Raw genomic sequence first — 14,172 nt, 5'->3', positions numbered from 1 at the left:
GATAAGGATTCTTTGGTTCTTATCACAATAATGCAGTGAAAAAGATAGTAGATCAGATATGAAGCTGCATCATGTAATACTGAAGTCTTGATAAACTTTTCGTGATCATTTATACTGTATTTAAGTCGTCAAATTACTTACAGTCTTATTTCAAAAAAAGAGCTAAATCTTTTAAATTAATTACTTTGTATTATTATTTAGCTATTACTTAGATGCTTGCACTATATAGCGCTAATACCATTACTATCTTCATTTGAAATGTGGAGAGAAATCTTCTCTTCATTTTACTTTAGAAATCAATTTTTTCTTTTAGCTAAAGCCATATATTTTTACCACTTTTCATATCTAAAAAAGATGTAGCAGATTGTCCGCTATTGTTTGTTATGTTATAGTCAGCACCATTCTCTTTCAAAATATTCATAATATTTTGAATAGCGTTACGTTCTTCTGAGTCAAGATATGGGTTCGAATAACGTTTTGCCATCCTGCATATGCAAGTGCTACCTGTAATATCTTTTGCATTGATATCTGCTCCACTACTTATAAGATCTTTCACTTTTTCTATATCTAAGCATTCAGCAGCTTGATGCAATTGAGGCATCATCATCTGCTTAACCTCTTTGTTGCTAGAAATTTCCTCTTCATTATTCTCATTTTTATTACCAGAAAGCAATTTTTTTTTGCCTGCTCTTCTAGCACATTTACCAACATACAAATAATTTACAGCATTTAGCCCTTCCTTGTTTTCTATGGTAGTGTCAGCACCATTCTCACGCAGAATATCAATAATTTTACTAATCGTTTCACGTTCTTTTGAACCAATATGTGATTTTGACTTACGCTGTGCAAGCATGCATATGCAAGTATTACCAGCAAAGTCTTTTGCATTAACATCAGCGCCATTCTTAATAAGCTCTTGCACTTTGTCTACATTTAAACTTTCAGCAGCATGATGCAATTGAGGCATCATCATGTGTCTAGCCCATTTATTTGATTTCATTGTTACTACCTTAATGAACTTGTTTACTAATAAAGTTAAAGTAATTTATAATCTTTATGTATGACCATTGCTTATAGGTTTTTTCTTGAACCATTTACACTATGCTACAAAAAATCATAACTATAACATAGTTAACTATAATAAAATAAACAAATCTATAACTATCTTTAACTTTTATTAAGAATTAAGGCTCTTGCATAGCCTAATTAAACACGAGTTTGATATAAAAAATGGTATAAAACAGTTATGTTATATTGAAGAAATGGTTTCAAGCCAAAGCAAGAAGAATAAAATATCATTGTGACTTAGACACGCTTTTTAAAAAGTATATAATATAACTGTTTTATAGTAGTTTAGCTATATATGTATTTTGCAGAAGTAATAATGATGTCAAAATTTGATTACAATGCTGATAGCTATTGCTTATTATATAATTTTAATGTATGATCAAGAATTGAAAATTGGTGTTAACTATACTCCTATATAAAGCTAATTAGTATGCTGCATAATTTCTTGATAAGTTAGAGTGTATATTTGAGCTTAATGAGTAGCTGTAAGTATAAGCTTGTGATAATATCTTACACATATTAGTTGTTGTAAGAATATTTTTTCAAGAATTATTGATGCGTCCTTAGCTCAGTTGAATAGAGCAATAGATTTCTAATCTGTGGGTCAGAGGTTTGAGTCCTCTAGGACGCGCCATTATATATTCAATAAACACCTTACTAGTTTGTTTTAGGCGTAAAACTATATGTACTTTATTTGTGATGAAAGGTTGATTAATTTGTTTTATTATTTTTCAAGTTATATCGCTTAAATTGATAAGATAGTTACTTTTTGCTAAGCATAATAATAAAGAACGCTTCAAAAAATCGTAAATTGCTTTTCTTATTTCATTTTTTACTTTTCACAATCCAAGTTTAATATTAAGTAATATATTTGAGACTATGAAAAGTAAGTATGCAAACAATATGACACTAAAAATATATATAGTCATTTACAATGAAGTTTGCGTATAAAATGTAAATCTTATGATGCTATTGTTGCTTTTTCTATGCTCAAACTTCATTGTAAATGACTATATAAATCTAATAGTAAAGCAGATATTTAAAACTGCCATAGGCAAAAAAATTACTCAATTCAACTAGCATGTAGAGCTTTTTATCCAAAAGATAGGGGCGAGTAATGGCAGAGCGGTAGTGTTATGGTTTCAATTTCCATAAGCAAAGTCATTATAGTCATTTATAATTAGGTTCGAGCATAAAAAGAAGCGATAATAGATTCATAAGATTTAGCAAATTGAGTAATTTGATTTCTAATCCACATCTTCATATTAGTCCAAAACTTTTCTATCAGATTTAAATCTGAAGAATAATGTAACAAAAAAATAACTTTATAACCAACAGATTCTATTAATTTTTATCGCTTCTTTCTATGCTCAAACCTCATTGTAAATGACTATATACGTGAGTTCTAGTGATAAAACCGCTCTCATCCGTAAAAAAAACAATAACTTTTCCTTTGTCTTTATATTTTTTTATCTCACCGTGAAATTTTAATCTCTCTTCTTTTTTGCATTCAGATGTTCTATAGCTTTTTCATGTGTAATATTTAATCTCTTTAATGCTTTTTGTATATCAGACTTACTTAGTCCTAGGCGTTTAGCTCTTTCATATTGTGATGCGTCACTATGTAGTTACACTGAATAGTCAAAAATTAATTGCTATAGTGCGATACCTAAAAATTAGTTCCTATATGTATCGTTCCAGCATGAGCAATATGTTTTTCTGTTAAGTAAGCATTATATGAAACAGCTAACCTTATCATATCATAGTTAATATTTATTTTAGCTCCCAGTTGATAATAAGTTTTATACATGTAATCATAATTATCTAATATGTTATAATTAATGAACCAAGAAAGCTCAGTCACTATCTCAGTAGCATTACTGATATTATACACAATCGGATATTTTATAGTAGCACCAATTATACTTTCTAGAATTTTATCGTTAGATGGCTTATAACTTTTCATATCAAAATAAATGCAACTGATACCAATCGACGGTTCTAAATTTAGCTGTCGTTGATTTGTAAAATGATACCCTATCATGAGATTGCCATAATAACTTATATTATCAATCTTAGCAGAAGGTTGTTTATATATATGCTGGTATTTGTTTTTGCCATCATAATTAGCAAACCCTATTATTCCCTGTGTAAATAGATTTTTCTGAAAATAATATCTACTACCTAAATATAGCGAGTATACTCTACATTTTGTTTTCCTTAATACATTGCTAGCATACTCTGCATCAAGCTTTAAATATGATGCAATAATACCGATAGCAATCCTATCGTTTAAATATTTATTGACTCCAACAAGTATACCATTAACAATAGCGCTATATTTTTGAATTTTGCCATATTCTTGTTGATAAGTATTAATAAAGGAAGGTTCAACCCATACATTCCAGTACTTATCAATATTTGAGCCAGAACTGGTAATATAACAATGTTTTTTTATCCTATTGCTTTTAGACAATTTATCTGTAAAAGTCCCAGCTAAAGCTTTAACAATAACAATATTAGCTAAAGCAATATACTTAACATCACTGATATAGTTTAATTTAGCACGATTTATTAGTACTGAGTTGCTGTCTTTGTTTTGCAAAGACATTAAGTTTTGTAACTTAACTTGTAGCTGCTGTAGCTGTATCTTTAGTTGTTCATTTTGTTCCCGTAGATTATCCATTTCAGCTCGAGTTTCTGGTAAAATTTGTCGCAAATCAGTATTTCTTGCTAGCGCTTGCTCTAGCTTTACTTCTAGTTGCTGTAATTTTATTTTTAGTTGGTTATTTGTTTGTTGCAGATCATTATTTTCTTTATTTATGGATTCTATTTCTGTTATTAGCAATCCTGTATAGTTACTTTGCTCAGTTTCTCTTATATCAGACTGTTGTAACCTCATTGTTAAATTTTTAGAAGAAGCAGTGCTTTGTTCTAGCAGACAGAGTAACTTAGATACTTCTGCTATATCTTTTCTTAATCCTTCTCTTGCTTCTCCCATATCAGATATGTCCAAATTCATATTACTGACAACATTTAATAGATCATTATCTGCAATCTCTTCTTCATCTTCTTCATCTTCTTCATCTTCTTCATCTTCTTCATATATATCCTCTGCCTGAGGATATTTACACTTTTCTGGAGTTATACTTTTAGCGACACATATGGTAAATACTGTTATAAAAAAAATCAGTAATGCACTTACTAAGTGATGCATAAATATTTGAAATGATAAATTAGATTGGTACATAATTACTATCAGAGGTTATATGTATAATTATTAATTATTTGGCATTTATAATTCATTCAAATATTTTAGGTTAACCCACATAATATGTTAATTAAAAAGCTAAATTATTATTGCAATCAGTATTAAGCTATGTTATCATAAAATAAATTTAAGTTAACTATTCGATAGAGTTAAAATCATGGCTAAACATCATGAATATATAGACAGAGCCAATCGTTTTATTGGAAACAGAATTTATATGGTAAGGTTAGAACAAAAATTATCACGCAATAATTTAGCTGCTTCTATAGGTGTTACACACCAACAATTACATAAATACGAAAAAGGAATTAATCGTATTTCTATAGGAAGGTTGATGCTAATTGCCAAAGCTTTAAATAAAAATGTAGATTTTTTCTACGATGGTGCTGATATATAAGTTAAAGTTGAATTATAGTTAAGATATTTTTACCAACAGCGTTAATAAGGTTAATTTATAAACTTAACTTTATTAATCTAATATTTTAAGTACATTGAGTTAAAATTACAACCAAAGTTTATACTCGTTTGATAATTAATAAATGCTAAATGTATGTCACAAAGTATAAATATAGTATACGAGATCTAAGAAATTAATATAAGAGCAGTAATATAAATACAATTGGAATAAATTAAAATAGTCAAGTTTACTATACACCTTTCCAGGTATAAGAGTTTTAAAGGCAGTTGACATTGTGTTTATAACAGTAATAATGCTATTCCATTTTTATGTATGTATTTACTTGAAAATCTCATGTTTTTATAACATTTTCCTAAATTTTTTATATGCATATTTTGCTATTAAAAAATACTCCCAACTTTAAGTTTTGCTATGTCTATCAATAAAGCGCTTGATAATATTTAAATCCTCTGATGTTAATTCATCACATTGCTCTATTTGATTATCCTTATTAAACTTTTGTAGCTGTACAATAGTATCTACTATCTTAGAAAAGATATTAACTATGGTTTTAAGCTCAACAATTTTATTGTTACAGTCACGATTTTGCAGGTTAATCAACTCCTTGTCTAAAATATTAACTAAGTAAATGCTAAGCTGCGATAGTTTAATTAATTGCTCATTCATAGTCTCTATGTACAAAACTCATATTAATTTATCTCCTCCATCTATCGGAGGAAGAGATATTATGCGTCTCTTCTCATTAATTGTCATAAAATTAGCTGTAGAAATTTTAGACCATAAATTTTCTCGTTTTTCTGTTAAAGCTGATATACAGTCTCTATCAAAATCAATAATAATATTTTCTTTAAATAATTTTGAGAACCACATAGTTAACGAATCAGCAATACGGTCAAGTAATGGAATCAGTGTTTCTTCCCATAATGCTAATCTAGCCTCCTGCATATTGCTATATGTATTATCACCATTAATTCCTAATAATTGCGGAGGTACACCAAATGCTAATGCAATTTCTCTAGCAGCAGAATTCTTAGATTCCATAAAATCCATATCTTTTGGATTAATACTCATTTCTTTCCAATCAAGTCCTCCCTCTAATAACAGAGGTGCACCAGAATTTGATGAACTAGTATATTTTTGTAATAATTGATCTCTTAATCTTTCAAATTGCTCTTCACTTAAATAAGAATTACTATCCTTTAATATCAGAGCTCCACTGGGACGAGCTCCATTTTTTAATAAAGCATAATTCCATTGCACAACCTGATTATATAAAGTTATTGGCATAGAGGCTGGATCTAAACAAGACATACCATACTTCTTACTCAATGGATTATAATTTTTCATATGTAATATCGGACACTTATCATGTGTATTGCTAATTCGATAAAAGTTGTTACTATTACTAGGATAGCGATATCCTATCACTTGCCCAGCTTGTTCTTGTACTTCTACATCATTAATATTGAGTAAATATAGTTCTTTAGGTAACATATCCTTTATACCTGTAGCCAATATAAAAGCATTACCTGTAAGTAGTTTATTAATAATCAACTCAGAAAAAAAATCTGCACCAGATACGCTATAATTTGGGCGTTGTAGTAAATCAAGTATAGGATGATGTAAAAGTCTTTCATATGTAAGCTGTTTCTTTTTTTTTATATACCATGGCACATGACTTGCAGAGTTAGCTATCAAATTAACACACCGATACACAATAACATTTTGAAAATAAGCGCTAACTGTAGCTCCTGTAGTATAATTGCTACTAGCGACATATTGTAAGTCCAAAGGCTGAAAATTTTTGTAGCAGGTGTTTTTATTAGAAAGAATATTAACTTTATCAAGAATTTTATGTAAATAACCTTTAATCATTGCTACCACTACTTAAATAATTATAGAATAACAGTGTTTAACAATAGACTAAGAAGTTATTTACTAAATTTATTTTGATATCATTTATCGTTTAACCCAATCTCTCTCATTAATAGATTTACATTGCACATTATGATATCTGACCAATTGCTTGTACAGTTGGTAAGTACATATCCACATTTTCTGAAGTGCTATCATTCACAATTAAATTTTTCTCATGTAAGAAATACTGATCAATATCTAATGTTTCCGGTACAGAAGGAGCAAATTTACGCTCAAAAGCTGACACACTACTTAATTCAGTTTCTTTTTTACTTTCTAATACAGGATATAATTTTCCATTTGCGCTCGTTAATGAAGCTATACAATCATTTTGTTCTAATGAATTAATTAATGCATGCCAATATGGTAACTTAGATATTTCTTTTAAAGTGCTATGCGAACAATTCATCACAAAATTACTTAGATCAGTTTTAGTGCTAAGATCTTGTATAAGTTCCAGTGCTGTCTTTAAGTCAACTTTACGGTTATTACACATTTTTGCTAAAGATGATAAAGCCTGACTTGGATTAAACTCTAGAATTGCATTCTTAATTTCTGGTAATATAAACAACTTTCCTTTTGCTATAAATTTAATTGCTTTTTGAAAGAGAGATTTACCAATGGCATCACTTGCAATACATAACTTATCTAAGCAACCATTTGATATGATTTCACGGATCAGAAGCTGATCATCATAACTCTTTAGGTCAATTTTTTGTAAGATAGTTTTACCTTTATCATTTTGCAAAACATCAGCTCCATAAGCCATAGCACAACCAATAAGCTTATGATAGTCTTGCAGGCTAGATTTTTTAAGAACATGCAAAAATGTATTTCCTTTATTAGATAAATCTTTAATATTTAGTGCTTCAGAATCTGATGCTTCTATAGCAGACTGTAATATTTTTGATTTATCTGCATATGAATATTTTTTAGCTAAGGAGTCTAATATTAAACGCTGACTGCCAGCTTCATCACTAGATAAATGCTGTATAACTAATACTCCAAACTTAGCTACAGATGATGAAACAGTATCACTGTATTGTATATATTTTATAAATTCATCAACTGCAGCTTTTCCTAAAGCTTGTGGATAATAATTTATAATACTTTTAGCTGCATGTAATATTTTATCTTGATTATGTAAAGTACAAGATGATGATAATCCATAAGACAGTAACAGTTTTAAAACCATCATTTCTTCGCCGTTACTCAGCAGAATATTTTTTTTTGGTAGATTTTCGATGGTTTTTACAAATAAATTCATTTCGTCCTGCTTAGGATTACCTTCTTCTTGAATATATCGCATAAGAGAAAGCAAGAATGCCTTATTAGGACTGTAAATTTCTGTATTATTCAGAAAATATGATAATATTTTAGAATCTCCAGTTTCTATATATTTTTCAAGCAAAACATTAGCAACTGTATTACCAACTTTATTTTCTTGCTCAAAATTTGCCCCTTTAGCTTTCAGCTGACAGAAAAGATAATACTTGTCTAGTAAATTTAGCTTACTATTTTTTCCAATTTTGTGAACAAAACTTTCACCCACATTGTCTATATGATTTACATTGCTGCTGCTCATTAATTTTATTAAAACTGCTAATGATTGAGCATTCTTTTCTGACTCACATAGTTTAAAGAGTTGAGATTGCTTATTTGAATCACTGTGCTTTGAATAATCTTGTATTGACGTACTCTCAGCTTGATTAACAACATGACTATTTGTTGAAACTGTAGAAAAAGAATTAGAATAATTTTGTGTATTAAACCAATGATGATTATTTGCCAATGTGCTTTTGTTAGATGCTAAAGCTTTACTAAAATTATGCACTCCTGCAAATATTCTTGTTGCTGCTTTAATGACCTGTCCCATATAAGACCTCCCTTGCTTTTATTGTTACATGATGTTAATAGATTTTAGAAACCACCAACCTAAAACTATTAATTTAAGCTTACTACTATCCCAAAATTAAAGCTACATATCTCTTGCTATATTAATATAACAAATAAATACATATGTAACTATCAGAACACATAGCAACTTATAAAAACATAAAAAATCACTTTTAAAGCAAATCATGATCAAAATTGCACTACTACATAGTGAAGCCTTAAGTATGAAAATTCATTAGTCATGCTACAGATAGGTTGCTTTTATTGCCTTTAGTAAATTTAATTGACATTATTTAGCCTTTATTAATTAATTATAAGATTGTCTATAGGTAACATTGGTCTTCTAAGGCAGATAGTATCAGTATGAAGATGTATAGTCATTTATAATGAAGTTTGAGCATAGAAAAAGCGACAATAGCATCATAAGATTTACCAACAGGATATTTTATACGCAAACTTCATTGTAAATGACTATATATAGTTTGGCATAAAAATTTTTTTTCTACTTTATGAAGATAAGCTGAATGTTGGTCAAAGAAGAGTTAGGCAATGCTTAGTAGAATTAAGAGATGCAGGTTTTATTGAAGTTGAAAATAGGACAATAATTAAAGACAATGTTAAGTTACGTAATGTTCCTTGCATAAAAATTCTGAAAAATTTTCAGCACTATAGTGAAAAAGGAAAAGAAGAAAATATAGCCTTACCAGAAAAAAAATTTCGTCCCAACATGAAAGAAATTTCAGGTCAACCTGAAACTTTTTTCAGGGACATATATAGATATATAAAAAAAATCTAAAATATCTAGATCTACTGAAGGTGAGTTAGTAGAGAATAACAAAAATGAAAATGAAGAACAAAATTTTCAAAATGTTGATGATTTTGAAAATGATATACGGACTTCAACTAAAAATCGCAATAAAGACATTGAATCACTAATAACAAAGATTCTCAAGTCTTCGAATGGTAAAAAAGAATGGTTCAAAAGGTACAGGCTAGAAGACTTTTACCCAACTAACACCAGAAGATGTAGTTACACTGCAACATAAGTCTGATAGAGGTTTTAACATATACTTTATCAACAAATTACTATTAAAGCTAGCAGATCAATATTCGAATTATCATTTTGGCGGTAAGGCATCAGTTCTAAACTATATGGCAAAAGCGTTAGCAAATGAATTACGAACTACTGATCAGGCAAATAGTGACAACTGTGGACTTGATAACGTAGAAAAATTTAATAAGGAAAAATATCTTGCGCAAATTGAAACAAGGACAAATCTTAGTAAGGAAAGCCAGTTGAAGCATAAAATTGCTGGTTCTTTTGAAGCAGCTATGGCTTATCAAATTTTGACTTCTTGTAGTTTTGGGCCAGCAGTTCGAACTAAGTTTTTTGTTAAGTTGCTTAAAAATATTACACTAACAGAATGTGATAGATCAAAGATATTACAAGCTGTACAAGATGTATATGGATACGACAAGAATTACAAGTTACACCATTTGAGCAACTCAAAACTGTTTCACAGAAACAAATCAATGAAGAAGAGTATCTCTTGAATCTGAGTAAACAATTGGACTCCAACTCAACTTGGTACAAAGTACGAAAATACATACTTCAACATTACAAATATGAGCAAGTTATTGATAAAATATGGTTTAGTAAATTAAAAGTTGTAAATGAAGATAATGTTAATAAAAAAATATTCATTAAAGCAAAAACAGAATTTGAAGATAGTTACATCAGAGGGAATTATCTGAAAGATTTTGAGTACGCTTTTAAAGCTCAAGGGTTTTCTTTTGAGTTAGTTAAGTTCGAATAATTTTAATAAAATTTAAAGAGTGATATGGAAAAAGATCTTGCAAAGATTGCTCCAAATAATATTTAAGCAGAGCAAATGATACTTGGGGCAATTCTGATTAACAATCGTGCGCTATATAACATTAACGAATTTTTACTGCCGGAACATTTTTATGAACCATTACATGGTAAAATATATAAGTCAATTAATCTCATTATTAGTAAAGGAATTAGTGCTACTGTAATTTCGCTCAAAAATATGCTAGGCAATGAACTCGCATTTGAGGAAATAGGTGGAGTAGATTATCTAGCTAAACTTACAACTTTAGCATTAAGTATAGTTAATGTTAATGAATACGGCAAAATAGTATATGATCTCGCACTGCGGCGTTATTTAATTGAAATTGCAGAAAAAATAGCAACGAATGCATATTCTTCTACTTTAGCAGATACAGCTATCAGTAAGATCGAAACTGCTGAATCTCAATTATATGATCTAGCTTCAAGAGGAACTTTAAGTCAAGGATTTATAAAATTATAAACTTCAATTGAAGAATCATGGACATCAATTTCATCTGCTATTAAAAATAAAAACTCTATTAACGGTATTAGTAGTGGACTACCTGACCTTGATTCAAAGCTTGGAGGATTTAAAAATTCTGACCTAATAATATTAGCTGGCAGGCCCTCAATGGGTAAAACTGCTTTAGGAGTTAACTTAGCAATAAATGCTTGTAAATATTTTCTTACTCAAAAAAAATACTAAAGATAATGTACCATCAGTTGGCTTCTTTTCTTTAGAAATGTCATCTCAGCAAATCTCTACTCGAATTCTTTCTATAGAATCTGAAATTAATAGCTCTGCATTATTTAACGGTAAAATAGGTGAACAAGATGTTGATAAGTTAAAGACTGTACAAAATGAAATACAAAAGTGGAATTTTTTTATAGATGATGCTCCTGCAATCTCAATATCAGCAATTAGATCACGAGCTCGTAGACTTAAACGCACTCATAATTTAGCAATATTATTTATTGATTATTTACAGCTAATAAAAATTGATTCTAGAGGAAGTCAGTATAATAGAGTGCAGGAGATTTCTGAAATTACTCAGAGCTTAAAAGCTCTTGCTAAAGAGCTCAATATTCCAATAATTGCATTATCACAATTATCTAGAGCTGTTGAACAAAGGCCTGATAAAAAGCCGTTGCTATCAGATCTAAGAGAATCAGGCTCCATTGAACAGGATGCAGATATTGTAATGCTCATATATAGAGAGGAATATTACTTATCTAGATCAGAGCCAGCTCCTGGAACGCCAGAATATACGGAATGGATTGCTAAACAAGATAGATGTCATAATACTGCTGAAATAATTGTTGCTAAACACCGTAATGGGCCAGTTGGTACAGTGAAGTTACACTATACTAATCAGTATTCTAAATTTGCCAATATGGTTAAGCACTCTCTGCAAAGTTAATAAAAACCAAGATGTGAATTTAGTACTGCTAACAAAGTAATTTGAAGGATTTTTAGTAAGCAAGAGCACAATGAAAGTAAGAAAAGAAACGTACAATTTTTAATCTAAGGAAGATAGTAATAGCATATTCTGAAGAATGAAGTAGTCGTCATCAAGAAGCATCAAAAAGATAAAGTAAGTATATCAACCTTAGGATCTAGCTACAAAAATTTATAAGAAAAAAAATGGGAAAGTAATAATAAATTTCTTTTGAAACTATAATAGATTAGAGTTTAAGAAAGAGATAAGTTTATAACATTATGCAAAAAGAGTATTATGTTGTAGAGGTAAGGTTTTGAATTTTATTTATGCAATTCAAAACCTTAATAGTGCAAGCAATATGATTTTCTGTATTTTAGCAATTTTGTACTGACATTTTGCAATACCTATAAGATGTTTTAGTTTGCGATTACTATTTCTTTCGTTACAGAAAGCTTTGATATTTGTGCTACGATTCTTCATGCATAACATTATTGCCCCCTGCAATTTCAACTTCTTCATGATGTTGAAGTTTTGTTAAATCATCCTTACTGCAGTACTCTAGTACCATAAATTTCATTTCTAGTGGTAAATGAGGCCAAGATGTTGAATCATCTTGATTTGGTTCAAATATATCATCTATTGATTCTACTGCATTTTGTAACATCAAAGTTCTACTCTCGATAGCTTTTTCAATAAAAGGAGAATACGTGCAAAATTCTTTCTTAAACTTATGCCTAATATGTCTATAATTAGTGGACCTTGCTATCTTATCAAGATCCGATTCCATAAACATATCAAAAAGAGATGTTTTTTCGCTTTCGCAAACAATTGTGTCTTTCATCTTTTGAATTTCTTTCTGGCAGTTCTGCCAAATTTCATTTAGAGATTGGTTTTTATCTATAAGAGATTTATTGGATTTAAACCATTCTGATTCAGCTGTAAGATATTTATTGTATTTAAACCATGCTGGCTGTGTTGTTGTACTTTCTTCTTTGTTACAATGTTCTCTCATAACAAGATGAGCAATACATGATGTTATTATTTTTTGCTTTTGCTCTGTAGGTTGATTTAGAAAAGAATTGCAAATCTTTTTAAAAGGAGTAGTACCAGCTGTATTTGGTACATTGAGACTACATCCATTAGTTAACAAAAGATCTATAATTTCAGAATTATGTTGAGTCATAGCAACGTGCAAAGCAGTATTACGAAAAGCGTCTGGATAATTACCATCAGACCCATAAAATAACAAAATCTTTATAATATCTATGGATTTGTTTCGAACAGCCATATGTAGAGCTGTTTGATTCATATTACCTGGTAAATCAATATTATTATCTGTGTGAACTACATTAGTTGTTTGAGCTGCGTGAGCTGCCAGAATCTTTACAACATCTACATGCTTGTTTTGTGTAGCTATGTGCAAAGCAGTATTAGTGCACTGACATTGTAAACTACTATCAGCTCCATGAGTTAACAGAAATTTTACAACATCCGTATGCCCTTCCTTTGCTGCACAATATAAAGGAGTATTTTTATCCTCATCTTGAAAATTAACATCTCTATTCTCTTCCAAAATGAGGTGCTTTACCTTGTTTATATCGCCCTGTTTTGCAGCATCATGTAAATCAGTATTATACATTATTAGTTCCTAAATTATATGAATATCTTTAACAAAGATATTATACATTAAATAAGTAATAATTCAATCTAAAATTGATTATTTTTTGCAGATATTTTATATACTTTGGCATATCGTAAAGGTAATACAGGTAAATAAATATGATAAAGTGAAAGCTTTGCAACATTTAATTGCCAATTCTTTTGACAGTAATGTAATTGCAGTTAGAAAAGTGACTGAAACCTCAGAAAAAAGAATTGTAGGAGTTAATTGCTTAATACAATATTTATATCTAATAGTAAAACATTTGACTTTCTGAGTTTTAATTTTAGGCTAGTGAAAACTGATCAATCTAAAATTAAAATTCAGAAAAATGTCTAGAACGAGAGCACAAACTTCTCTGCTAAAAATACTAAAAGAAATATTTTGCAAGTTTATATTGTAACCAATTGATAGAGTAATATATCTTATCAACCAGATATTACAAGGCTGGATAAATTACTTTAGGATTGGTAACTCTAGTAGTTGGTTTAGATATGTAATGGACTGGTTTGATAAGATAGTAAGACCTCATCTAATGCAATCAAGTGGATTGAAAGGCTTCTGCTGGAAAAGGTTGTGTAGAAGAAAGTTATATGAAAAGGTGGAATTATATAATGATTACCAAATTCGATATTAGACCTCTTT

General features: G+C 29.4%; 11 protein-coding genes, 1 tRNA gene and 2 pseudogenes. 7 read left to right on the top strand and 7 right to left on the bottom strand.

Translation table 11 applies throughout. From position 1 onward, the window contains the following. Positions 1-313 precede the first annotated feature (313 nt). Positions 314-1,000, bottom strand: a complete 687-nt coding sequence (locus OTBS_RS07765; RefSeq protein ID WP_011945003.1) for an ankyrin repeat domain-containing protein — start codon at positions 998-1,000, stop codon at positions 314-316. 625 nt (positions 1,001-1,625) lie between these two features. Here OTBS_RS07765 and OTBS_RS07760 point away from each other — a divergent pair. After that, positions 1,626-1,702: transfer RNA gene (locus OTBS_RS07760), tRNA-Arg, on the top strand. 546 nt (positions 1,703-2,248) lie between these two features. Here OTBS_RS07760 and OTBS_RS18000 read toward each other — a convergent pair. Next, positions 2,249-2,413 (bottom strand): hypothetical protein, encoded by a 165-nt coding sequence (locus OTBS_RS18000; RefSeq protein ID WP_410517969.1) that lies wholly within the window; start codon positions 2,411-2,413, stop codon positions 2,249-2,251. Positions 2,414-2,737: 324 nt separating this feature from the next. Beyond that, positions 2,738-4,285: an autotransporter outer membrane beta-barrel domain-containing protein gene (locus OTBS_RS07755; RefSeq protein WP_232488980.1), complete on the bottom strand. Its 1,548-nt coding sequence runs from the start codon at positions 4,283-4,285 to the stop codon at positions 2,738-2,740. Between the two features lie 211 nt (positions 4,286-4,496). Here OTBS_RS07755 and OTBS_RS07750 point away from each other — a divergent pair. Then, a pseudogene (locus tag OTBS_RS07750) lies at positions 4,497-4,730 on the top strand (helix-turn-helix domain-containing protein); the annotation flags it as partial. Positions 4,731-5,156: 426 nt separating this feature from the next. On the opposite strand, the gene OTBS_RS07745 reads toward OTBS_RS07750, so the two are convergent. From OTBS_RS07745 to OTBS_RS07735, 3 genes are all read right to left on the bottom strand, one after another. Beyond that, positions 5,157-5,423 carry a hypothetical protein gene (locus tag OTBS_RS07745; RefSeq protein ID WP_011945000.1) on the bottom strand — a complete coding sequence of 89 codons (267 nt, stop codon included), beginning with the start codon at positions 5,421-5,423 and terminating at the stop codon, positions 5,157-5,159. 18 nt (positions 5,424-5,441) lie between these two features. Next, positions 5,442-6,632, bottom strand: a complete 1,191-nt coding sequence (locus tag OTBS_RS07740) for a phage portal protein (RefSeq protein ID WP_011944999.1) — start codon at positions 6,630-6,632, stop codon at positions 5,442-5,444. Between the two features lie 130 nt (positions 6,633-6,762). Next, on the bottom strand, positions 6,763-8,550 hold the full coding sequence (locus OTBS_RS07735) for a hypothetical protein (RefSeq protein WP_011944998.1): 1,788 nt from the start codon (positions 8,548-8,550) through the stop codon (positions 6,763-6,765). Between the two features lie 1,172 nt (positions 8,551-9,722). Between OTBS_RS07735 and OTBS_RS16960 the strand changes: the two genes are divergently transcribed. The 3 genes and pseudogenes from OTBS_RS16960 to OTBS_RS07725 all read left to right on the top strand — a co-directional run bounded on the left by OTBS_RS16960 (position 9,723) and on the right by OTBS_RS07725 (position 11,846). Next, on the top strand, positions 9,723-10,124 hold the full coding sequence (locus OTBS_RS16960; RefSeq protein ID WP_041621268.1) for a hypothetical protein: 402 nt from the start codon (positions 9,723-9,725) through the stop codon (positions 10,122-10,124). Positions 10,125-10,138: 14 nt separating this feature from the next. Next, a complete protein-coding gene (locus tag OTBS_RS16955; protein WP_232488979.1) occupies positions 10,139-10,387 on the top strand; it encodes a DnaA N-terminal domain-containing protein in 249 nt (82 codons plus the stop codon). Between the two features lie 75 nt (positions 10,388-10,462). After that, a pseudogene (locus OTBS_RS07725) lies at positions 10,463-11,846 on the top strand (replicative DNA helicase). 487 nt (positions 11,847-12,333) lie between these two features. On the opposite strand, the gene OTBS_RS07720 reads toward OTBS_RS07725, so the two are convergent. Next, positions 12,334-13,506 (bottom strand): ankyrin repeat domain-containing protein, encoded by a 1,173-nt coding sequence (locus tag OTBS_RS07720; RefSeq protein ID WP_011944497.1) that lies wholly within the window; start codon positions 13,504-13,506, stop codon positions 12,334-12,336. Between the two features lie 85 nt (positions 13,507-13,591). Here OTBS_RS07720 and OTBS_RS18500 point away from each other — a divergent pair, with 85 nt between their 5' ends. Further along, a complete protein-coding gene (locus tag OTBS_RS18500) occupies positions 13,592-13,804 on the top strand; it encodes a reverse transcriptase N-terminal domain-containing protein (protein ID WP_157866309.1) in 213 nt (70 codons plus the stop codon). A gap of 129 nt (positions 13,805-13,933) precedes the next feature. Beyond that, positions 13,934-14,164 (top strand): group II intron maturase-specific domain-containing protein, encoded by a 231-nt coding sequence (locus OTBS_RS18495; protein WP_080571804.1) that lies wholly within the window; start codon positions 13,934-13,936, stop codon positions 14,162-14,164. The last annotated feature ends 8 nt before the right edge of the window (positions 14,165-14,172 follow it).

The sequence above is a fragment of the Orientia tsutsugamushi str. Boryong genome (genome assembly GCF_000063545.1).
GTDB lineage: Bacteria > Pseudomonadota > Alphaproteobacteria > Rickettsiales > Rickettsiaceae > Orientia > Orientia tsutsugamushi_C.
This window is presented reverse-complemented; position numbering and strand designations above follow the sequence as displayed.